General features: G+C 56.7%; 18 protein-coding genes and 2 pseudogenes. 13 read left to right on the top strand and 7 right to left on the bottom strand.

Features of this window, described 5'->3' with window-relative positions; all coding sequences use genetic code 11:
- The first annotated feature begins 11 nt into the window (after positions 1 to 11).
- The 6 genes from ACMXYJ_RS14950 to ACMXYJ_RS14925 all read left to right on the top strand — a co-directional run bounded on the left by ACMXYJ_RS14950 (position 12) and on the right by ACMXYJ_RS14925 (position 5988).
- The gene (locus ACMXYJ_RS14950) at positions 12 to 1289 is read left to right on the top strand and encodes an L-fuconate dehydratase (RefSeq protein ID WP_415760438.1); all 1278 of its coding nucleotides are present in this window, start codon (positions 12 to 14) and stop codon (positions 1287 to 1289) included.
- Positions 1290 to 1294: 5 nt separating this feature from the next.
- Positions 1295 to 2158, top strand: a complete 864-nt coding sequence (locus tag ACMXYJ_RS14945; protein ID WP_415760437.1) for an amidohydrolase family protein — start codon at positions 1295 to 1297, stop codon at positions 2156 to 2158.
- Entirely contained in the window at positions 2155 to 2931 is a 777-nt protein-coding gene (locus tag ACMXYJ_RS14940) for an SDR family oxidoreductase (protein WP_415760436.1), read from the top strand. The genes ACMXYJ_RS14945 and ACMXYJ_RS14940 overlap by 4 nt, the downstream gene beginning before the upstream one ends.
- Positions 2928 to 3275, top strand: a complete 348-nt coding sequence (locus ACMXYJ_RS14935; protein WP_415760435.1) for an L-rhamnose mutarotase — start codon at positions 2928 to 2930, stop codon at positions 3273 to 3275. The genes ACMXYJ_RS14940 and ACMXYJ_RS14935 overlap by 4 nt, the downstream gene beginning before the upstream one ends.
- Before the next feature lie 116 nt (positions 3276 to 3391).
- Positions 3392 to 4618, top strand: coding sequence for a sugar MFS transporter (locus tag ACMXYJ_RS14930; RefSeq protein ID WP_415760434.1), 1227 nt, complete (start codon positions 3392 to 3394; stop codon positions 4616 to 4618).
- A gap of 50 nt (positions 4619 to 4668) precedes the next feature.
- Positions 4669 to 5988 carry an MFS transporter gene (locus ACMXYJ_RS14925; RefSeq protein WP_415760433.1) on the top strand — a complete coding sequence of 440 codons (1320 nt, stop codon included), beginning with the start codon at positions 4669 to 4671 and terminating at the stop codon, positions 5986 to 5988.
- A gap of 28 nt (positions 5989 to 6016) precedes the next feature.
- Here the strand turns inward: ACMXYJ_RS14925 and ACMXYJ_RS14920 are convergent, their stop codons facing one another.
- Positions 6017 to 6886 (bottom strand): LysR substrate-binding domain-containing protein, encoded by an 870-nt coding sequence (locus tag ACMXYJ_RS14920; RefSeq protein ID WP_415760432.1) that lies wholly within the window; start codon positions 6884 to 6886, stop codon positions 6017 to 6019.
- Positions 6887 to 7085: 199 nt separating this feature from the next.
- Between ACMXYJ_RS14920 and phnA the strand changes: the two genes are divergently transcribed.
- Together phnA and ACMXYJ_RS14910 are read left to right on the top strand one after the other, a co-directional pair.
- Entirely contained in the window at positions 7086 to 8309 is a 1224-nt protein-coding gene (gene phnA, locus ACMXYJ_RS14915) for a phosphonoacetate hydrolase (protein WP_415760431.1), read from the top strand.
- A gap of 100 nt (positions 8310 to 8409) precedes the next feature.
- Complete coding sequence (locus tag ACMXYJ_RS14910) at positions 8410 to 9696, top strand: MFS transporter (protein ID WP_415760430.1); 1287 nt, start codon at positions 8410 to 8412, stop codon at positions 9694 to 9696.
- Between the two features lie 194 nt (positions 9697 to 9890).
- Here the strand turns inward: ACMXYJ_RS14910 and ACMXYJ_RS14905 are convergent, their stop codons facing one another.
- Both ACMXYJ_RS14905 and ACMXYJ_RS14900 read right to left on the bottom strand, forming a co-directional pair.
- The gene (locus ACMXYJ_RS14905; protein ID WP_415760728.1) at positions 9891 to 10241 is read right to left on the bottom strand and encodes a RidA family protein; all 351 of its coding nucleotides are present in this window, start codon (positions 10239 to 10241) and stop codon (positions 9891 to 9893) included.
- 166 nt (positions 10242 to 10407) lie between these two features.
- Entirely contained in the window at positions 10408 to 11946 is a 1539-nt protein-coding gene (locus ACMXYJ_RS14900; RefSeq protein ID WP_415760429.1) for an IS3 family transposase, read from the bottom strand.
- Between the two features lie 119 nt (positions 11947 to 12065).
- On the opposite strand from ACMXYJ_RS14900, the gene tnpC reads away from it, so the two are divergent.
- Complete coding sequence (gene tnpC, locus ACMXYJ_RS14895; protein ID WP_415760428.1) at positions 12066 to 13592, top strand: IS66 family transposase; 1527 nt, start codon at positions 12066 to 12068, stop codon at positions 13590 to 13592.
- A gap of 56 nt (positions 13593 to 13648) precedes the next feature.
- Positions 13649 to 14026, top strand: coding sequence for a DUF6678 family protein (locus ACMXYJ_RS14890; RefSeq protein WP_414925747.1), 378 nt, complete (start codon positions 13649 to 13651; stop codon positions 14024 to 14026).
- Positions 14027 to 14489: 463 nt separating this feature from the next.
- Here ACMXYJ_RS14890 and ACMXYJ_RS14885 read toward each other — a convergent pair whose 3' ends face one another.
- The gene (locus tag ACMXYJ_RS14885) at positions 14490 to 15527 is read right to left on the bottom strand and encodes a GGDEF domain-containing protein (protein WP_415760427.1); all 1038 of its coding nucleotides are present in this window, start codon (positions 15525 to 15527) and stop codon (positions 14490 to 14492) included.
- Between the two features lie 317 nt (positions 15528 to 15844).
- Here ACMXYJ_RS14885 and ACMXYJ_RS14880 point away from each other — a divergent pair, with 317 nt between their 5' ends.
- Positions 15845 to 16156 (top strand): hypothetical protein, encoded by a 312-nt coding sequence (locus ACMXYJ_RS14880; protein WP_415760426.1) that lies wholly within the window; start codon positions 15845 to 15847, stop codon positions 16154 to 16156.
- A 47-nt stretch (positions 16157 to 16203) separates the two neighbouring features.
- Here ACMXYJ_RS14880 and ACMXYJ_RS14875 read toward each other — a convergent pair.
- The 3 genes and pseudogenes from ACMXYJ_RS14875 to ACMXYJ_RS14865 all read right to left on the bottom strand — a co-directional run.
- Positions 16204 to 16365 (bottom strand): annotated as a pseudogene (locus ACMXYJ_RS14875) (LysE family translocator); the annotation flags it as partial.
- The gene (locus tag ACMXYJ_RS14870; protein WP_134100720.1) at positions 16366 to 16581 is read right to left on the bottom strand and encodes a hypothetical protein; all 216 of its coding nucleotides are present in this window, start codon (positions 16579 to 16581) and stop codon (positions 16366 to 16368) included.
- Positions 16582 to 16946: 365 nt separating this feature from the next.
- Entirely contained in the window at positions 16947 to 18842 is a 1896-nt protein-coding gene (locus ACMXYJ_RS14865; RefSeq protein WP_415760425.1) for a sigma-54-dependent Fis family transcriptional regulator, read from the bottom strand.
- A gap of 243 nt (positions 18843 to 19085) precedes the next feature.
- On the opposite strand from ACMXYJ_RS14865, the gene ACMXYJ_RS14860 reads away from it, so the two are divergent.
- Together ACMXYJ_RS14860 and ACMXYJ_RS14855 are read left to right on the top strand one after the other, a co-directional pair.
- Positions 19086 to 20909, top strand: a complete 1824-nt coding sequence (locus tag ACMXYJ_RS14860; RefSeq protein WP_415760424.1) for an NAD(P)-binding domain-containing protein — start codon at positions 19086 to 19088, stop codon at positions 20907 to 20909.
- A gap of 48 nt (positions 20910 to 20957) precedes the next feature.
- Positions 20958 to 21338 (top strand): annotated as a pseudogene (locus ACMXYJ_RS14855) (LysR substrate-binding domain-containing protein); the annotation flags it as partial.
- Positions 21339 to 21831: the final 493 nt, after the last annotated feature.

Here is a 21831-nt window from a genome sequence, read left to right as displayed (position 1 = left end):
GAAGCTGCACCATGACCATGATTACCGCTGTACGCGTTGAAGACATCCGCTTCCCTACTTCGCAATCTCTCGATGGTTCGGATGCGATGAACCCGAACCCGGATTACTCAGCGGCCTATGTGATTCTCGAAACCGATGCCCCGGGCCTGGAAGGCCACGGGCTGACCTTCACCATCGGCCGTGGCAACGAGATTTGCTGTGCCTCGATCAATGCACTCGCCAGTCTGCTGGTGGGGTTGAAGCTGGAATGGATTGCCGAAGACATGGGCCGTTTCTGGCGCCACGTCACCAGTGACAGCCAACTGCGCTGGATCGGTCCGGACAAAGGCGCCATTCACCTGGCCACCGGTGCGGTGGTCAACGCTGCCTGGGACTTGTGGGCCAAGGCCGAGGGCAAGCCGGTATGGCGTCTGGTTGCGGACATGAGCCCCGAGCAGTTGGTGCGCTGCATTGATTTTCGCTACATCACCGACTGCATCACCCCCGCAGAAGCCCTGACGTTGCTGCGCGAACGCGCCCGCGGCAAAGCCGAGCGCCTGGCCCTGCTCAAAGCGCAAGGTTACCCGTGCTACACCACTTCAGCGGGGTGGCTGGGGTATGCCGACGACAAACTGCGCCGTCTGTGTCAGGAAGCAGTCGACGCCGGGTTCTCCCACGTCAAACTCAAAGTCGGCCACGACCTCAAGGACGACATCCGCCGCGTGCGAATTGCCCGTGAAGTGCTGGGCCCTGATCGCCAGTTGATGATCGACGCCAACCAGGTGTGGGAAGTCGATACAGCCATCGACTGGGTGCGTGAGCTGTCTTTCGCCAACCCATGGTTTATTGAAGAGCCCACCAGCCCGGACGACGTCGAAGGTCATCGCAAAATTCGCCTGGGTGTCGCCCCGGTCAAAGTCGCCACCGGTGAGATGTGCCAGAACCGCATCGTGTTCAAACAACTGATCATGCGTGAAGCGATTGACGTGGTGCAGATCGACGCCTGCCGACTGGGCGGGGTCAATGAAGTGCTGGCGGTGATGCTGATGGCCGCCAAGTACAACTTGCCGGTATGTCCGCACGCCGGCGGTGTGGGCTTGTGCGAGTACGTACAGCACCTGTCGATGATCGATTACCTGTGCATCGCCGGCACTCATGAAGGTCGCGTAGTGGAGTTTGTCGACCATCTGCACGAACACTTCGTAGACCCGTGCGTGATTCGTAATGCGGCGTACATGCCACCGCAGGCACCCGGCTTCTCGATCCAGATGAAAACCGCCTCCCGCGAACAGTACCGGTATCGGGGCTAACCGAGATGCCATCCTCATGCCCACTTCGGCTGGATGCTCACCAGCACTTCTGGCGCTATGACGCCGCGGCCTACCCCTGGATCGGCCGCGACATGGCGTGTTTGCGCCGGGACTTTCAGCCCGATGATCTAAGGCCTTTGCTGGATGCCGCCGGAGTTGACGGCTGCATTGCCGTGCAAGCTCGCGCCTGCGAGGGCGAAACCGATCAACTGTTGATGTTGGCTTCGCGTTATCCGTGGATACGTGCCGTGGTGGGTTGGGTTGACCTGTGTGCCGGCGACCTTGAACAGTCGCTGGAACGCTGGGCTGAGGCCACCGTGTTGCGTGGTTTTCGTCATCAGCTACAGGACGAAAGCTCACCTTGCGAGTTTATGCAAAACCCGGCGTTTAACCGGGGGTTGTCCACCTTGCAGCGTAAAGGGCTGGTGTATGAGGTGCTGATCAAAGCCCCTGACCTGCGGGCCGCGACGCGCTTGTGCCAGCGACACGATCAACATCATCTGGTGCTCGACCACTTGGCCAAGCCCGACGTGCAGGCCAACAACCTGCACACCTGGGCGGCACAACTCGCACCGCTGGCGGCGTTGCCCCACGTCAGTTGCAAGTTGTCGGGGCTGATCACCGAAGCCCATTGGCAAGACTGGCAAAGCGCGCAACTGACGCCCTATCTGGAAACAGCACTGCAGCTGTTCGGCCCTGAGCGCCTGATGTTTGGCTCGGACTGGCCGGTGTGCCTGTTGGCCGGTCACTACGCAGACACATCCCGTGTAGTCGACAGCGTATTGCACAGTTTGAGTGCGCCGCAGCAAGCCGCGATTTGGGGCGGCAATGCCTGCGCCCTCTACGGGATTGAAGGAGTGATGCAATGAATCTGTACCTGCAAGACAAGGTTTTTATCGTCACGGGCGGCGGCTCGGGTATCGGTGCCGCCATCTCTTTAGGCTTGGCCAACGAAGGTGCCATCCCGGTCATTTTCGGCCATAGCCCGCTGTCGGATGAACTAAGGCGAGAACTGGATCAGCGCGGCGCGCAAAGCCTGTTTATTCAGGTCGAATTACGTGACGAAGACGCTTGTCGCGCTGCCGTCGCCAGCGTGCTGCAGCGCTTCGGGCGCATCGACGGACTGGTCAACAACGCCGGGGTCAACGATGGCGTAGGTCTTGAAGCCGGGCGTTCGGCATTCGTCGAATCGCTGGAAAAAAACCTGATCCATTACTACTTGATGACTCACTTGTGCGTGGACGCGCTCAAGGTCACGCGCGGCTCCATCGTCAACATCAGTTCCAAAACGGCTCTCACCGGGCAAGGCGGCACAAGCGGCTACACCGCAGCCAAAGGCGCGCAACTGTCGCTGACCCGCGAATGGGCTACTTCATTGCGTGGCGACGGCATCCGGGTCAACGCGGTGATCCCGGCAGAAGTCATGACACCGCTCTACGAGCGCTGGATCAACACGTTTGCCAACCCGAAAGCCAAGCTGGCGAGCATTGTCGAAAAAATCCCTTTCGGCCAACGCATGACCACGAGTGAAGAGATCGCCGACAGCGTGCTGTTTCTGTTGTCGTCGCGCGCCTCTCATACCACCGGGCAATGGCTGGTGGTGGATGGCGGCTACACCCATCTGGACCGGGCGCTGACATGAGCGTCCAGCGCCAATGCCTGGCACTGGACCTGATTGACGACCCGGTGTTGATTGCGGAATACGAGCATCTGCATCAACAAATCTGGCCTCATGTCAGCGAGCACCTGCGCCAGCACGGCGTACTGGACATGCAGATTTGGCGATTGGGCACACGGCTGTTCATGGTCATGGACACCGACCCTGAACTCAGCGCCCAAGCGCTTGCACAGGCGGCGGCCAGCGATGCCCGAGTGCAGGAATGGGAAGCGCTGATGTGGCGTTTTCAGCAACCCACGCCATGGACAAAACCGTCAGAGAAGTGGGCGCCGATGACCCGGATATTCAGCCTCACCGACCAAGCCTGAGGCAAACAAAGAACCGATGAAGGCGGGCTTGCTCGCGATTGCACACCCCGCCCCGACCCTAGTAGATCCATGCAGACAGATACACCGTTCTAACAACAATAAAAAGGAAATACGCCATGTCTCTCAAGCACTCGAACGTCGCAGCACCGCCCATTATCCGGGCGATTACGTCCTATCGCGGGGCCTTGATTCTGGTGACCTCTCTGTTCTTTCTATGGGGTTTGTCCTATGGCCTGCTGGATGTCCTGAACAAGCACTTTCAAGAAACCCTGCACGTCAGCAAGGCGCAATCCGGCTTGCTGCAAAGTGCGTACTTCGGGGCGTATTTTCTAATCGCCCTGCCTGCCGGGTTGTTGATGGACAAATATGGCTACAAGGCCGGCATCCTGCTGGGCCTGTGCCTCTACGCCATCGGCGCCTTGCTGTTTATGCCCGCTGCGGCGGCACAAAGCTTTCCGTTCTTTTTGTTCGCGCTGTTTACCATCGCCTGCGGCCTGGGCTGCCTTGAAACCGCAGCCAACCCCTATGCCACGGTACTGGGTTCTCCAGCCGGCGCAGAGCGGCGCTTGAACCTGGCGCAATCGTTCAACGGTCTGGGGCAGTTTTTTGGCCCGCTGATTGGCGGTGCGTTGTTCCTCAGCGGCGCCAATAGCGCCGACACCACCCAGTCGCTGCAAATGACCTATCTGGTGATTGCCGCGATGGTGTTGCTGGTGGCCGTACTGATCGCTCGCACCCCGCTGCCCGACTTGCGTGAGCAGGAAGCCCAGGTTCAGCAGCACAACAGCACATCCCTGTGGCAGCACCGCGAGTTCGTCACTGGGGTGATCACCCAGTTTTTCTATGTTGGCGCGCAAGTCGGCGTCGGTGCGTTTTTCATCAACTACGTCACTGAACACTGGGCGCTGATGAGCAGCCAGCAGGCCGCCTACCTCCTGTCAGTGGCCATGCTCAGCTTCATGTTTGGCCGCTTTTTCAGCACTTGGCTGATGGGCCGGATCAACGCTCAGCGCCTGCTGCTGATTTACGCACTGATCAACGTGGTGCTCAGCGCCTTGGTGGTGATGGGTATTGAAGGCGTATCGGTGGTGGCTCTAGTCGCGATGTTCTTCTTTATGTCGATCATGTTCCCGACCCTGTTCGCCATGGGCGTCAAAAACCTTGGCCAACATACCAAGCGCGGCAGTTCATTCATGATCATGGCCATTGTCGGCGGCGCATTGGTGCCGTACGTGATGGGCCTGGTGGCCGACCACTCCTCCACTGCCGTGTCGTATCTGTTGCCGATGGGTTGTTTTTTGGTGGTCGCGGCCTATGCCCGTTGCGCCTTGAAAAAGCTGTAAGACCTGTCTTGATGTTGATGCACTCCAAAAAATAATAATCGGAGCACTTCATGTCTAACCCCGCATTGAAACAGGCGCTCAGCAAAATTCGTTGGCGTATCTTGCCCTTTGTCGCATTGATGTTTGCGATGGCGATCATTGACCGTTCCAACATTGGTTTTGCCAAACACGCCTTGCAGGCCGACACCGGCCTGAGTAACGCCGCATTTGCGCTGGGTGCGGGCATTTTCTTTATCGGCTACGCCGTGTTTGAGGTGCCGAGCAACCTGATGCTACACAAGACTGGCGCGCGTATCTGGCTGAGCCGGATCATGGTCACCTGGGGCCTGGTTTCGGCCGCGATGATGTTTGCCCACGACGAAACCAGCTTCTACATCCTGCGCTTTTTGTTGGGCGTGGCCGAAGCCGGTCTGTCGCCGGGCGTGGTGCTGTACCTGACCTACTGGTTCCCGCAGAACCAGCGAGGTTCGGCCTACGGCATTTACTACTTCGGTGTACCGGTGTCGTTGATGGTAGGCGGGCCGGTGTCGGGCTGGCTGCTGGACACCGCCCAGTTCGGCCTGGCCGGCTGGCAATGGATGTTTGTCACCGAAGGCCTCGCCGCCTCGATCATCGGCGTATTAGCGTTCTTTTATCTGACCGACAAACCACGTGATGCCAAGTGGTTGAGCATCGAAGAAAAAGCCGCAATTGAGCACGAACTGGAAAAAGAACAGCTGTTGAAAGCCAATAAAGGCCCGTCTTCATGGCGTGCCGCGCTGATCAACTCCAAGGTACTGTACTTCACCATGATCTACTTCACGATTCAGGTCAGTGTCTACGGAGTACTGTTTTATCTGCCTACGCGAATCGCCGAACTGCTCGGCACCGGCATTGGCCTGAAAGTCGGCATGCTGACCGCCATCCCTTGGATTGCCACCGTTTGCGTACTATATGCGGTCACCCGCTACGCCGACCGTAAAGGCCAGCAGACTCGCTACGCTGCCTTAATGCTGGCACTGGCAGCAGTGGGGATGGTGGGTTCGACCTTGAGTGGCAGTCTGCCGTTGGTGATTCTGGCGTTCTGCGTTGCCGCCGCCGGGTTCATCACCGTGCAACCGTTGTTCTGGACCTTGCCTACCCGCTTCTTGGGCGGTGCCGCAGCGGCCAGCGGGATTGCGGTGATTGGCGCCTTGGGCAACCTTGGCGGCTTCCTCGCGCCGACGGTCAAAACCTGGGCCGAGCAGTACTTCAATAACGCCCACGCGGGGATGTACTTCCTGGCGGCTACCGCCCTGATCGGCGCGCTGATGCTGATTCGCTCGGCAAGTACGGGGCACGAGCCGGACAACCAAGAGGGTGCGGTTCAGGTGGCGCCATCGCCTAGCTGAAATGTGTACGTACTATCGACGACTACCATCATTGCGATTCCTCATCTTTCGCACTCACTGATTGCAGCCAATCAACAAAGGCTCGCAAATGGACCGGCTTGTCGGCGTCAAGCGGAACCAGCGCATGATAAGTCGGACCAAGCGAACGCAAAGCCGGAAAGGGTCTTTGCAACCGCCCGGCTGCACATTCGGCCTCCAGCGTTGGAAAGGGACCTATGCCGAAGCCAAGCCCATCGACGACGGCCTGCAAGGTCACGAAGAAATGATCGAAGCGCAAGGTCCGACTCGCTCGAAGCATGGGTTGATTCGCACTTTCCATCCAGGCTTCCCAGTCACCAGGGCGGGTTTCGGTGGTCAACCAGGTTTCGGCGGCCAGTTGCTCGACCGTCTCGACGCCCGCTCTGGCGAGCAGTGACGGACTCGCAATCACCGTATTCGATTCGCGAAACAAGGGTATTGCCTGAAATTGACCACCGTGCGGTACGCCCCGTCGGATTGCAATGTCGAAACTTCCGCTGAACGCCGGTTGAGTCGAAAGCACAGTTGAAACGCGCACATCCACACCGGGGTGAGTCTCGGCAAATAAAGGTAATCGGGGAATCAGCCAGCGCATGGCGATTGTAGCCGGGGCGCTGACACGGATGATCTTCAGCTGTTGTTTCTTGCCATAGCGTTCTGCGGCGTCTGCGATGTGATCGAACGCAGCGCTGATTTCCCGGGCGAGCGCCCGGGCATGTGGCGACGCCACCATGCTCTGCCCCTCACGCACAAACAGCGGTTGACCGAGCCAGTCCTCCAGCGCCGCGACTTGTCGGCTGACTGCGCCATGAGTCAGGTTCAGCTCCCGAGCCGCAGCCGAATAACTGCCTGCCCGGGCGGCCACTTCAAAGATGCGCAACGCGTGAAGCGGCGGAAGTTTTTGTCTCATGTGTGAGCCCTACGCACAGATATCGCGACTTTTATTCGATTGTGTGAGAACAGCGGTCAGCTTACGGTGAATTGCGAGTTTCAGAAACCGCAAATCAAAAAACGCAGCTAACGCGCAGCTCACATTCGAGTTCGCACCGCGCGCTCAATACCGAAGAGAAGGCCTGACCATGAATGAAGTAATCAACGTTAATTCCCGCAACTATCGACTGCCATCGACCCCGACGATTGTTATTTGCGTCGACGGATGCGAGCAGGAATACATCAATCAAGCCATTCAAGCCGGGCAGGCGCCGTTTCTCGCCGAACTTATCGGCTTCGGCACCGTATTAACCGGCGACTGCGTGGTGCCGTCGTTCACGAACCCGAACAATCTGTCGATCGTCACCGGTGCGCCGCCGTCCGTTCACGGTATTTGCGGCAACTTCTTTTTTGACCAGGAGGTGCAAGCGGAGGTTTTGATGAATGACGCGAAGTACCTTCGCGCGCCGACCATTCTTGCCGAGATGGCCAAAGCGGGTCAGCTCGTCGCCGTGGTGACCGCAAAGGACAAACTGCGCAACCTGCTTGGGCATCAGCTCAAAGGCATCTGCTTCTCGGCGGAAAAAGCCGATCAGGTCAACCTGGAGGAGCACGGCGTCGAGAACATCCTGGAAAGGGTCGGCATGCCCGTGCCCTCGGTATACAGCGCGGAGCTTTCCGAGTTTGTGTTTGCTGCCGGGCTCTCATTGCTGACCAATGAGCGCCCCGACTTCATGTACCTGTCGACAACCGATTATGTGCAGCACAAGCATGCGCCGGGCACGCCCGAAGCAAACGCGTTCTACGCGATGATGGACAGCTACTTCAAGCGCTTTCACGAGGCCGGCGCGGTCGTGGCGATTACCGCGGACCACGGCATGAATGCCAAGACCGATGCGATCGGCCGCCCCAATATCCTGTTTTTGCAAGACCTTCTGGACGCCCGTTACGGCGCGAAGCGCACACGAGTCCTCCTGCCTATTACCGATCCCTATGTGGTGCATCACGGCGCGCTTGGATCTTATGCGACAGTCTATCTGCCCCACGCAGAGCAGCAGCTAGACGTCATGGACTATCTCGCCGGCATCCCGGGCATCGAGGCGGTTCTGACCCGCACCCAAGCCAGCCAACGTTTCGAACTACCCGAAGACCGGATCGGCGATCTGGTGGTACTCGGAGAACGATTGACGGTGCTTGGAACGGCTGCCGACAAACACGACCTGTCGGGATTGACCGTGCCCTTGCGTTCGCACGGCGGTGTCTCCGAGCAAAAAGTGCCCCTCATCTTCAACCGCAAGTTGGCCGGCATGGATAAACCTGGTCGTCTGCGTAACTTCGACATTATCGATATCGCCCTTAACCAACTCGCTTAATCCAGAAACTCTTCAGCGCAGCGAAGACTGCGCCCCCCTCCTCGCTTAATCCAAAAACTGGTTAGCGCAGCGCAAGACTGCGCGCCACACGGAGACAGGCATGCCTACAAAAACCGCTGATACCCTGCAATACAAAGCGACATCGCGAACATCCACGTTTGATCAATACAAGTGGCGCGCATTGATCGGCGTGACGTTCTGCTATCTCTTCTATTACACCGGGCGCCAGACTTTGGGCTTCGCGATCCCCGGCATTCAGCATGACTACGGTTTGTCGAAATACGAAATTGGCTGGATCAGCGCCACGATGTTGTGGTGCTACGCAGCCGGTCAGTTCATCAACGGCAATCTGGGCGACAAGCTCGGTGGCAAGCGAATGATGATCGCCGGCGCGATTCTCTCGCTGGGAGCAAACTGGGTCTTTAGCTTCGGTCACTCATTCTGGTTTTTTCTGCTCGCCTGGGGGGCGAACGGCTACTTTCAGTCGATGGGTTTCGCGCCAGGCAGCCGCCTGCTGTCGAACTGGTGGGGTCATAAAAATCGCGGCTTTGTTTACGGCGTGTATGTCGGATTTTCCGGGTTTTCTTCTGTACTCGCGTTTGTTCTACCCCTTGTCATTCTGGGCGCGATGCATCTCGACTGGATCTGGATTTTCAGACTGGCCCCGTTGTCGATGCTCCTTGGAGTAGTGGTTTTGTGGCTCTTTGTATCCGAGCGTCCCGAAGACAAAAAGCTACGTTCCATTGAACACTCGGATGACAATTCACCGCTGGCCGTGAAAGATGATTTAACGAGCAAACAGCGATACATGATCGTGCTGCGAAACTGGCGACTTTACATCGCCGGATTCGCCATCGGTTTCCAGAACGCTGCGCGATACGCACTGGTGGTCTGGGTGCCGGTGCATTTTCTCGGTCTGGACTGGAAGACTTCGTCAACACTGATTGACCCGAAGTGGATCACCGTCGCACTGCCGGTAGGTATGGCGCTGGGGGCACTGTCGAACAGTTGGATTTCAGACGTTGTGTTTCAGGGAAGACGTTATCTGGCGATCGTCTCGTATATGGTTCTTGCGTCAGCAACCGCGATTATCATGATGTTCGTACCGCACGGGAGCATGGTCGCGATAGGCTTGCTGTTTCTTTGTGGATTTTTCGTCTTCGGGCCAGCATCGTCGTTCTGGGCACTCTGCCCGGACATCTTTGGACGGCGCGTTGCGGGTACTGCGACGGGCGTACTCAATACCATGTCCTATGTATGCGCAGGCATTGGTGAGCCGGTCATCGGCCACATGATCGATTCAACCGGTAGTACGTCGATCATTTTTCCGACTGTAGCTGGACTTTGTGCGGCGAGCGCGATGTTGTCGTTATTGATCAAGCGCTGACAACCTTTGTGCGCGGATCGTAGCGCCACAAGCGCAACGATTCTCGTGCCCTGAGCGATTGATGATTGAGATACTGGCTCTACTGGTCTGTCGTTGCAGCGCGTATCGATGGCAATCATCGCAGGGATAGCCCATGAAACGATGAACCTTGGAGTCAACCGGTGCTCCCGGTCCACTCCATGAGCCACTTGGTATCAACCCGCCGCGACCACAGTAATTTCCACCAGCAGGTCCGGCGCAGCCAGACGCGATTCAACGGTGGCACGTGCAGGCGCGTGGCCTTCGGGTGCCCAGGCGTCCCACACCTCGTTCATGCCGGCGAAATTGGCCTGGATGTCCGACAGCCAGACCTGCGCGGTGAGGATACGGGTTTTGTCCAAACCGGCCTGGGCCAGGAAATTGTCGATCTTGGCCAGCACCTGGGCGGTCTGGCCCTTGATGTCCTGGGTGCGGTCGGTGGCCGTCTGGCCGCCGAGAAAGGTGAAGCCGTTGCATTGAACGACGCGGCTCATGCGTTGGTTGGTTTCGATGCGTTTAATTTCCAACATGTGAACTCCTCAATGTTTCGTGATGGTTGAAGCGGATTGAAAAGATGAAGGCTGCGCACTGGTAGCCAATTTGAAACGGTCAATGCCCCAAATGCGGAAACAAGTCGGTGACCGTGCGTGCGCTGCTGCCCAGACGGGGGATGCGGACAAAAACTTGGACTGGTTATGCCGCGAAGCCCAGGCTTTCACGATACTCAATGGGACTGAGCGCGCCGAGGGAAATCTTGATTCGTTTTTCGTTGTACCAGCGAATGTATGAATCCAAGGCCTGAATGAACTGCTCGATGCTCGTTGACTGCCAGTTGCGAGGATAGAACAGCTCCGTTTTCAGTCGGCCGAAGAAACCTTCACAAGCCGCGTTGTCAGGTGAGCAGCCTTTGCGCGACATCGAACGAATCAGCTTCGCATCAGCGATGCGCGATAACCAGCCGGGCCAGCGGTAGTGAGCGCCACGATCGGAGTGAACAACAGGCCGTTTATCGTTGCTGGCCACCGTTTCGACAGCGGCATCCAGCATCGTGTTCACAAGCTCGGCGTCGGGACGCGTGCCGATCGACCAACTGATTACCTTCCCATCGAAGCAGTCGATCATGGGGGACAGGTACACCTTGCCGGCCGGGATCTGGAACTCCGAGATGTCGGTCAGCCATTTCTCATTCGGAGCTAGGGCCGTGAAGTCGCGGTTGAGGAGGTTTTCCGGCGCCGGACTGATCTCCCCGAGGTAGGAACCGTATCGACGCCGTTTCGGCTTGGCGACGACTAGGCACTCCTGCTTCATCAAGCGCTGCACCACCTTCTCTGAAAGGCGCACGCGCTGCCTGCTCAACGAAGCTCGCATCCGACGGTAGCCATAGCAACGATGATTGCGCTCGAATATGTCCGCCATGGCACGACGCGCTTCGGTGTACTTTTCCGCGACCTGCATTCGGGCTCGATGATAGAAATAGGAGCTTCGGGCCAAGCCCAACGCGTCAAGCAGCTCTAGCAAGGAGTACCTCTGCCTTAGGGCATCAGCCAGCAATGTCTTCTCCCGATTGGTCAGGACTTGCCGGTTGATGCCCGTCTCTTTTTTTATGAGTTCATTCGCCCTCATCAACAGGTCATGTTCAAGCTGCAAACGGCGAACATCGAGCTGGAGAGATTCGAGTTGCCGCTGCAACTCCTCTCGTTCCGGTGACGATGAGGGTTCAAGCCGACACTTCATGGATGGGGATACCTCTGGGCCGAGTAGCTGGTTTTTCCAGTTGTACAAGGTCGGCCTGCACACGCCCAGCTTTTGAGCCAGGGCTTTCGCACTTTCTTTTCGCGTGCACAGCGCGATGACCGCTGCCTGCTTCACCGCTGGCGGCCGGGCTAACCCGTCTGATCGACCGACAATACGCGTATGCAACTCGGGGTGCATTTCGTAAATCCAGGCACGCAACGAATCCCGCGCGGGGTAGCCCAACGCCTTGATGGTAGCGGCGATGTTGCGACCGTATTCGAGATAGTGCCCGACAGCCTTTTCCCTTTGGGCCAGTGAGTACTTCGACTTCGAGTTCTCGTAGCCACGCGGCAGGTCGAGGCATCGCTCATACTCTGCGTGCCAGCTCTTCAAAGAGTTCTTCGTCGGATAGCCCAACTGACGAATAGTTGCCCCGGTTTGCTTGCCCAGTTTGATGTAGAGCTTGACCGCTCGGATACGGTCTTCGTATGAGTACATGAACTACCTCCAGGTAGTCCAAGATTTCCGCCGCATCCCCCCCGCCATGGCGCGCTTGCCAGCGCAATTGGCCCATCAGTCTATCGCCGCCATTAGCCCTCTCTGGCAAAATCGGCGGCATGACTTTGCATCCGAATCTCGATCAATTAAACCCTGAAGAACTGCGTGCCTTGGCGGCGCAGTTGATCCAGCGTGTCGAGACGATGGACAAGCAAATTACCCATCACAAGTCGGTCAACGAGAAGCTGGCCCACGAGATCGCGTTGCTCAAACGCTTCAAATTTGCCAAGCGTAGCGAGCAGCTAAGTCCGGATCAAGCCAGCTTGCTCGACGACTTGATCGACACCGATATCGCGGCTATCGAAGCCGAACTTGAGGCGCTGCAACCAGCAGCAGTCGAAGCCAAAGTTCGCCAGCAGCCCAAGCGCGCTGCGCTGCCATCGCAGTTCCCTCGCACGTTGATCCATCACGAACCGGAAAACAGCCACTGCCAGTGCGGCTGCGCCTTAAAACGCATCGGCGAAGATGCCAGCGAAAAGCTCGACTACACGCCCGGCGTGTTCACGGTCGAGCGCCACATCCGTGGGAAATGGGCCTGCGAACAATGCGAAACGCTGATCCAGGCGCCGGTACCGGCGCATGTTATCGACAAAGGCATACCGACAGCGGGCCTGCTGGCCCACGTCATGGTGGCCAAGTTTGCCGACCATCTGCCGCTGTATCGGCAGGAGAAAATCTTCGGCCGCGCCGGACTACCTATTGCTCGCTCGACCTTGGCGCAATGGGTGGGCAACTGCGGCGTGCAATTGCAGCCGCTGGTGGACGCGCTGCGTGAAGCCGTGCTGACGCATGGTGTCGTCCACGCCGACGAAACCCCGGTACAAATGCTGACGCCAGGCGCGAAGAAAACTCATCGCGCTTATGTCTGGGCTTATGCCACCAGCCAGTTCTCCGATCTGGCGGCCGTCATTTATGACTTCAGTCAGAGCCGTGCTGGCGAACATGCCCGGAACTTCCTCGGCCACTGGAACGGGAAGCTGGTGTGCGATGACTTCGCTGGCTACAAAGCAGGATTTGAACTGGGTGTTACGGAGATCGGCTGCATGGCCCATGCACGGCGCAAGTTCTTCGACTTGCACGCGACCAACAAGAGCCAGATCGCCGAAAAGGCATTGCACTACATCGCAGCTTTATACGAAGTTGAGCGAGAAGTCCGCGAGCTGGAACCGGGCGATCGGCAGCGAATACGGCGAGAGAAAGCAGCGCCAATCATCGACGTACTTCATACCTGGATGATCGCCCAGAGGCAGCTTGTACCTGAGGGATCGGCCATTGCCAAGGCTTTGGATTACAGCCTCAAACGCTGGATAGCGCTGACGCGCTATCTCGATGATGGGGCCGTCCCAATTGACAATAATTGGTGCGAAAACCAAATCCGGCCTTGGGCACTTGGGCGTTCGAACTGGTTGTTCGCGGGCTCTTTACGCAGCGGTAAACGTGCAGCTGCGATCATGAGTTTGATCCAGTCGGCAAGGCTCAATGGACATGATCCGTATGCGTACTTGAAAGATGTCCTCAATCGCCTGCCGACGCAGCGGATGAGTGAGATTACTGAGTTGCTGCCACACAGGTGGGCGCCCGTTTAATCACGCAAGGTGTGTTGGGTTAGACTGTTCTCACTTCATACAATTGCGCGAATCTTATGTATCAGCTGCCTGAACTCGACGAGATTACAAAAGCGAAAATTCGCAGGCTGCTGACTGCGGGCATCATTTTTCCCGTCATGAACAACACCAAATGGGCTGAGCTGATCAACGCAATGATTAACGCCCCGCAAATGAAGCCAGAGTTCAGATTGCACAGTACCTTAGCTCCAAGCGATTACTGCACAGATTGGGATCGAGAATGGCATTACCACATCCATCCGGTAGCAGAAATTGAGTGGATCGAACTCAGAGCGGTTTCACTGGATTGGCTACTCTCCACGCTAAGAAAGCACAACCTTCCCTTTTCTCTAGAGGATGGAGTGCCACGCGTTTGGGGTTATACCAGACCTAGCATGCAGCCTCTTTGGGACTGAGTTCCTGAGGTTTCGCCTAGCTGGCAAACTTATGCTAGATGACTTTGCCGGACGCATACCGAAAAAAGACGCCGAAGCCTCTATTTTCAACGCAGAACGTAAATGTCGCGCACAAAAAAACGCCACTCATTGAGTGGCGTTTTTTTGAATCTTGGAGCAGGAAACGAAACTCGCATCTAGCGTCCGACCCATTGAAATCTAAGGGGTTTCTTTTTTTACCGAAGCAGGAAAATACTCAATTCCGGACTTGTTTTGGGAGTGTTTCAAGAGCAAAAAAAAGGAGAAACTCCAAGGCAGCCCATTGGGTTCTGCTCTTAACCTGCTGAAGATTGTTATCAAACTGAAGGCATCAGTTACGCAAGTTCATCCTCGAAAACGTCCGCACCAACAAATCCGCCTACCCTCACACTCATCGATTATCCTGCGGAGCTATGTGATTGCAGCTAGAGTCCGAACGCCAGTTTCAGTTCACTCGGTTGCGCCCGCTGCGCTTGGCTTGATAGAGGGCATCATCGGCACGAGTCAGAAGGCTTTCCACATCGTCACCCGCTTTGGCGAGGGCGACACCAAAAGACGCAGTTACAGTGTCTAGCACCTCATCCGTGCCACGAACCTTGATCCGCAGCGCCTGAATTTTTAGGCGCAACTGCTCAGCAAAAGTATGAGCACTGGTGAGATCAAAACACTCCTGCAGGACTACACAGAACTCTTCACCACCATAGCGTGCCGCCAGGGCCTGAGGCGGGATCGAGTTTCGTAACACCTGACCCACATGCTCAAGGACGCGGTCACCCAAAGGATGGCCATACCGGTCATTGAACTGCTTGAAATGATCAATATCCAACATGACCAATGCCACCCCATGAGGAGCGTTGTTCAATGCATGCTCCAGCAAGCGAGTGAAGGTAGCTCGGTTCAACACCTTAGTCAGACCATCCAAAGATGCAGCCAGTTGGGCACGCTCGAGCTTGTCTCTCAGACTCTTGATTTCATTTTGCGCCGAGTGCAGCTGGGAGAGGAAAAGCTCTTGCTGATCCTGCATGACCTGGGTGCTCTGTTGCAGCTCGCTCAGAATGGCGGGCAACCTCTGGTCGACCGGCTCCGCGAGCATTTCCATGCAGTGCCCAAGACTGGCTTGAAAGTTGGCACTGCCATTCACGCTACGCGAGACATTACGCTCCATGTCGTCAACCAGATTGATCGCTTGTTGTTGCCCTGCGCGCGCCTCCTCCAATTCGTCACGAATGATGTAGTCGCGAAAAAGCTTCGTAGCGGATTCTGGAGGGAAACAGTCGAAGTCTTTGACCACCCTGTCCAGATGGCGATTAAGCTCTGGCTCCTGACCTTTGCTGTAGGTGTACCAGAGAGCATAGTGCACAGGATTTGGTGGAATGTTGTGACGCACCATCAGTGGTACGGCCTGCTTAAGCAGAGCCGCCGCCTCGCGGGAGTCCTCTGGATACAGCGCTAGGGCTGTCGCTCGCGTCTCTGATTGGCTCATAACGTCACTGTGGTTGGTTTTTATTGGCATATATGAAGTCGGGGGCAGCATATCCTTACGTACACCAAGCAGCCATACATAAGTCCATGAGCAAGACGTCCAGCGTTCCTGTCGATTACGAAATCATCCCAGGCATGTTCCCAATTTGACACGATCGCCGTGTTGGAAGAAATTGATGAGTCGCCTCTTCTCTTCGACCTGAAATCCTGTGGCTGTATCTGCAGCCCAAACTTTCGACACGATCGATTGGATGTTCCCCAAGCGGCCACTGGCCCAGTCGATTACTGGGTACCTGGTTTCCTAATAGGATTGACAAATTGCTGACTCGCCCTGACAAAGATGCGCTACGTGCGATGCTGGAATCGCAAGTTCAAGAAAAGCTGCAGCACGACCCTGATGCGGTAACGACTTATGCAGCACAGCCTGAACCTGAAAGAAGGCCATACACCAGTAAGCCCACGGTTCAGGACAAGGCATTTCACAGGGAGCTCGATCAGATGCGTGCGGATGCTGAAGCCGGAGTGATACATAAATCAGTGCGAGAGCCAATGGACGATGGTGAGTCTAGCCTTGCGCTCAATGATTACCCTGGTTTGAAAGAGGCAGGCTCTGCATCAAATCAGTGGTGATGTTTTGGCGCCTGTTCTGCGCTAATCGGTACCTAGCCGCCCTCCTCTTATGCAGCCAGTCGACGCGTGGTCAGGATGACTGCCCCAAAGCAGATGAACGTCGACCCACTACCCGGCTGACCCACCGGGATAGCTCGGGACGGGCCAACACGCCCCCGGGCCCAAGAGACCAGTGCGGCATACAGACCAAGAGACGTCACCGAGACCGATCACGCGAGCTTTATGGCTCCGCCCTGGATATCGTCACGCGCCATTCGTAAGTCAATAGCGTCCTGGTTGAGTCGGTGAATCATGTTGAGCAACCGTTGGCGTAGCACTTCGTCTTGGAGCTGCTCTACGGCGCGCATCATATCGAGCGCCGCTACCTCATTGTTAGTGGCGACGGAGTCGAGCAGTTTGCGCATGCTTCTTGATGGTCGATTCATCTCCAACTCCCTGGATTTCAGTGACGCGAATCATATGGCCAGAATGTTTCATCAGTATTTCAGCTGCACGAACTGGCTTGAATTACCGGCTCCGGCTCATTTGATGCTAGCTGGAGGGGGCCCGTGAGGTGTCAATTACGTTTGTCGCGCCAATCCGTGATGTAACTAAAGCGATACCATTAAGCCGGGCCTTGCCCGAATGAGCGATTACAACAATCAGCAGGTGCTACCGCTGACTGAGGCACGTAACGAGGCTCTAGCGAGCCCTTCCCTCTCCGGTCAACCGATAAGGTCGAGAACACATGTCGTATCTACCCTCAGTCCAAGTCCACAGAGGCAGGAAACGCGACGATGTCGTTCTGCATTCAACCGGGTCGTGAAATACCGTGATGACGCAGTTTGCGATAGAGCGTATTGCGGCTGATCCCTAGGCGAGCGGCAACATGGGCAATATGCCAGTGTTCCGCCTCAATCAATGTGAGCAGTGTCTGCCGCTCGGATACGCCTAGTGGATTTTCAGCCAGCGCAACTGTCGCTGGCTCTGCCGGCAGCAACTCCGCCAAATCGTCCAGCGTGACACGCCCCTCCAACGCCAACGCTACCAGTGTGCGCAGGCACGTACGCAGCTGCCGGACATTGCCCGGCCAAGGCTGCGTCAGCAGGCGCTCTCTGACGCCCGCATCTAGCCGAATCCTGCCCCCTGCTGCCTCCTCCCGCAGCAATAGGTCGAGCAAGCGCCCCTTGTCTGATCGTTCACGCAGCGGTGGGAGCTGCACGGCGAACCCCGCAACGCGGTAGAACAGATCCTCGCGCAAGCGCCCTTCGGCCACGCAGGCGTGCAGATCCTGGTGGCTGGCACTGATGAGGCGAACATCGAGCGGACGTGCCGTCGCGCCGCCTAAGGGCACCACCTGACGCTCTTCCAACACGCGTAGCAGGCGAGTCTGTAAAGCCAGTGGCATATCGGCGATCTCATCAAGAAATAGTATGCCGCCATGGGCCTGTTCCAACTTACCGATCATCCCGTCTTTACGTGCACCGGTGAAGCTGCCGCCGCGATAGCCGAACAGCTCGCTTTCGATAAGCGCTTCTGGAATGGCTGCGCAATTGATCGCCACAAACGGCTGGGTCGCTCGGGAGCTGGCGCGGTGCAGCGCCGCAGCAAAAGCTTCTTTGCCAGTACCGGTTTCGCCCTGTAAAAGCACCGGAACGTCACGCTCCAAAACACGTAATGCGCGAGTAAAGCCGCGTTGCAGGCGTGGGTCTTCCAAGCACACGTGCACGTCGTTGATTTTGGGAGTAGCGGGAACGACTAAGGGCGCCTGGTGCGCGGGTTCTCGCAGCTGCCCGTAGAACTGGCGTCCGTCCACCAGTCGCACTGGCCAACAGACACTCGGCTGAGAGCTGGCCTGGCTCATCACCTGCTCAATAGGTGTTTCCAACAGCACTGTTAGAGACTGGCCGATCACTTGATCACGGCTGAGCCCCAACAGATCCAGCGCAGCATTATTGACTGAGCAAATACGGCTACTCTCGTCGAAACTGAGCAGACCTTCACCCAGCAGTCCAACGAAGCCTGCCTCAGGGTGGAAGCGCAGCAAATATCGCTGTGGATCATGCCCCAAGAAAAAACAGCTCTCTATTAACTTGGCTGATAGGTTGGTCAATGCCATGGCCTGGAAGTGTTGCTGAAGGCTGTGGTCATCCCTTACAGAAGAGAGGTTGAGCACGGCTAGCAACTCTCCACTCGCATCAAATATCGGGCTTGCCGAACAGGTCAGACCGACATGCTTGCCACGGAAATGCTCATCACGACGGATGGTTACGTGCTTGCGCTCAACCAGGCAGGTGCCGACACCGTTGGTGCCTTCGCAATCTTCACTCCATACCGAGCCGAGCCACAGTCCGGAACGCTGAAATTCGGCTCGTTCTGATTCGTTAAACACACTGTCGATAGCCACACCGTGAGCATCGGTGAGTAATACCACGTGTCCATCACGTCCGAGCTGTTGGTGCAGGTTGCTCATCTGCCAGTGCGCCACAGCGATGATGTGTTCCAGTGGCGCGCGGTGATCTTGCAAGCGTGGATGCTCAACCACGTTAGGTGCGCGGCAACTGGCAGGATCGAGCTGATACTGATCCAGGCACCGGCGCCAAGATCGTGTGATGGCACGGTCAGCAATAGGGCCGTGATTGGCGTGAGTGCCCTGCACTGCTTGCAGCACTTGTTGTGCATGGGCGTTGATCAAGGCCGGCTTCATTATTCTTGTTCTCCGTTACGGTTAGGACACGGGTCTGTTCGCAGCTTATATGAAAAGATCGCAACCAGCGTTTTTTGCACCGAGTGACACTCTGTCATCCACCATTTTCAGAATCGTGACAGATCCCCGAATCCAAGCCTGAGCAACACCGCAGCAGCCGCTTTGCAATGGGGCTTTCGCGAAAGTGGCCCGAGCCTTGCTCAGGGGCAAGTTGTACAAATACAACAAGATCGGAGAAGCCCCATGAACATCGCTGTTGAAACACCTCTGCACACGCCAACTGCTCAACTCGCGGCTTGGGTCGAAAACCTCGGCGAGCGTCTCGCCCAACGTGATGTGGACGGCGTGCTGGAACTGTTTGCCGAAGAGTGTCACTGGCGTGACTTACTACTTTTCAGCTGGAACTTAGTGACCTTGGAAGGCAAGCCTGCCATCCGAGACATGCTCGAAACACGCCTCGACCAGACTCGTCCTGAGCGATGGAAACTGGAAGGTGAGGCGACGCTCAATGACGGTGTGATCGAAGGTTGGATCAGTCTGGAAACCAATGCGGCGCGTGGTAAAGGCTATGTGCGTCTAAAGGACGGCCTGTGCTGGACGCTGTTGACGACCATGCGCGAGCTCAAAGGCTTTGAAGAACCCAGCGGCCGCCGTCGTCCAATGGGTGCCAGTCATGGTCACACCCACGCCGACAAACGCAACTGGCTAGAGCGCCGGCGCGATGAAGAAGCTTCGCTAGGGATCACCACCCAACCTTACTGCCTGATCGTGGGGGGCGGCCAAGGTGGGCTGGGGCTCGCTGCGCGGCTCAAGCGAATGGGCGTGCCAACTCTGATCGTCGACAAGGCTGAGCGTCCTGGTGATCAGTGGCGCGGTCGCTACAAGTCGCTGTGCCTGCACGACCCTGTCTGGTACGACCATATGCCTTACCTCCCCTTCCCCGATCACTGGCCAGTCTTCACTCCAAAAGACCAGATTGGCGACTGGCTGGAAATGTACACCAAAGTCATGGAGCTCAATTATTGGCCGCGTACAGAATGCGTGAGCGCCAGCTTTGACGAACAAAGTGGCACCTGGAAGGTTGAAGTGCAGCGCGAGGGCGAGCGTGTAACTTTACAGCCTACCCAGTTGATCCTCGCCACCGGCATGTCCGGCGTACCCAATGTTCCCAGTTATCCGGGTGCCGAGGTTTTCAATGGCCAGCAGCATCATTCTAGCCGCCATCCCGGCGGAGACGCCTGGAGCGGCAAGCGCGCGGTGGTCATCGGTGCGAACAATTCGGCTCACGATATCTGCGCCGACTTGGTGGAGAACGGTGCTGAGGTGACCATGGTGCAACGCTCCAGCACCCACATCGTGCGTTCCGACAGTTTAATGGATCTCGTCTTCGGCGGGCTCTACTCTGAAGACGCCCTGGAGACCGGTTTGACCACAGACAAAGCCGACATGCTGTTCGCCTCGATCCCCTACAAGGTTATGCCAAGCTTTCATCAACCCATATTTGACGCGATCAAGGAGCGTGACAAGGACTTCTACGAGCGCTTGGCCAAGGCCGGCTTCATGCTAGATTTCGGTGACGACGAGTCTGGCCTTTTCATGAAGTATGTACGCCGTGGTTCTGGTTACTACATCGACGTCGGCGCCTCGGAACTGATCGCTAACGGCACGATCAAGCTCAAAAGCGCGCCTGGCCTGGGTGTCGAACGCATCGAAGCAGATGCCGTCGTATTCAACGATGGAAGCCGACTACCGGCAGATCTGATCGTCTACGCCACGGGCTATGGCTCAATGAATGGTTGGGCGGCGAAGCTGATTTCCCAGGAAGTAGCTGACAAGGTCGGCCGCTGCTGGGGCTTGGGTTCTGGAACCACGAATGATCCTGGCCCGTACGAGGGCGAACTGCGGAACATGTGGAAGCCAACACAGCAGGAAAATCTCTGGTTCCACGGTGGTAACCTGCATCAGTCACGGCATTATTCGCTGTATCTGGCGCTGCAGTTAAAAGCGCGCTTCGAAGGCATCGACACATCCGTCTACGGCCTTGCCGAGAGTCACCACACTGGCTGAGTCAAATGGCGCCCAGCCGTGGTTGGGCGCCGCTCCACAATGCCCCGGACGCAGTCTATGGATACCTATCTGGCAGCGAAGGGGGTGGCGCACGCTCCCCGCGACTTGCTCGACCATGCGTGCATTGCCAGGCGTTTTCCCAGTGGCAAACTTTACGCTTGGGAGTATCAAGCGGACGGCCAACTGATACGTTTGTCCGTCACAGGCCCGCTCATTCTGGAAGACGATGCGCTGATGATCCAAGCGGCGAAAGATGGGGCTAGTATCGCCTATGTCTAGGAGGAACTGGCGCGCGACGATAGCCGGAGCGGGCATCTCAAAGAAATACTCCAGGAATGGAAGGCACCGCCAAGCCTATTCTTTCTTTATTACTCCAGCCGGCGTCATGTGCCACCTGCCTTAAAAGCGCTCATCGAATTCATCAGAGCGGGTGACTTGCGAATCAGATTCAGAACCATCCCGACCGGCAACTATGGATCGAGTGGCGTCCGAGGCATGACATTCCGTTTTTTATCTGGAGAGGTGAAACGTATCAAACGTTGCGCATTGGCTAGACGCCTCCGACAACGGTATTCAGGCGTACCCGGAGGTTTGGAAAAGCTAGTTTTTTGGTTTTCGGGTTGCTCTGAAATCAAAAGCAAGCCACGTCTGACGTCGCAAAAAAAACGATCTCCCTACCCTGCGGGCAAAGCCGTCTGCTGCTATTCCCTGCCATTTACTTCATTCTAATTTTCCAAAAGGTAAGGACAGAGACAACAGCAACGGCGAAGCAATCGAGTCGATCGCCCTAAAGCCTGTGGTAGCCACGAAAGCTCACAGCCATCGAGATCCCCGCTTTTTTTGGTATCAAATATAAGAACTCCATTTCCTTTTTTTTTAGATTCAAGGGCACGGAAAAATATTTTTTGGGAGGGCAGTGATT

Source organism: Pseudomonas arabinosi (genome assembly GCF_047758675.1).
GTDB classification, from domain to species: Bacteria; Pseudomonadota; Gammaproteobacteria; order Pseudomonadales; family Pseudomonadaceae; genus Aquipseudomonas; species Aquipseudomonas arabinosi.
The sequence above is the reverse complement of the archived record's forward strand: the minus strand, read 5'-3'. Positions and strand labels throughout refer to the sequence as shown.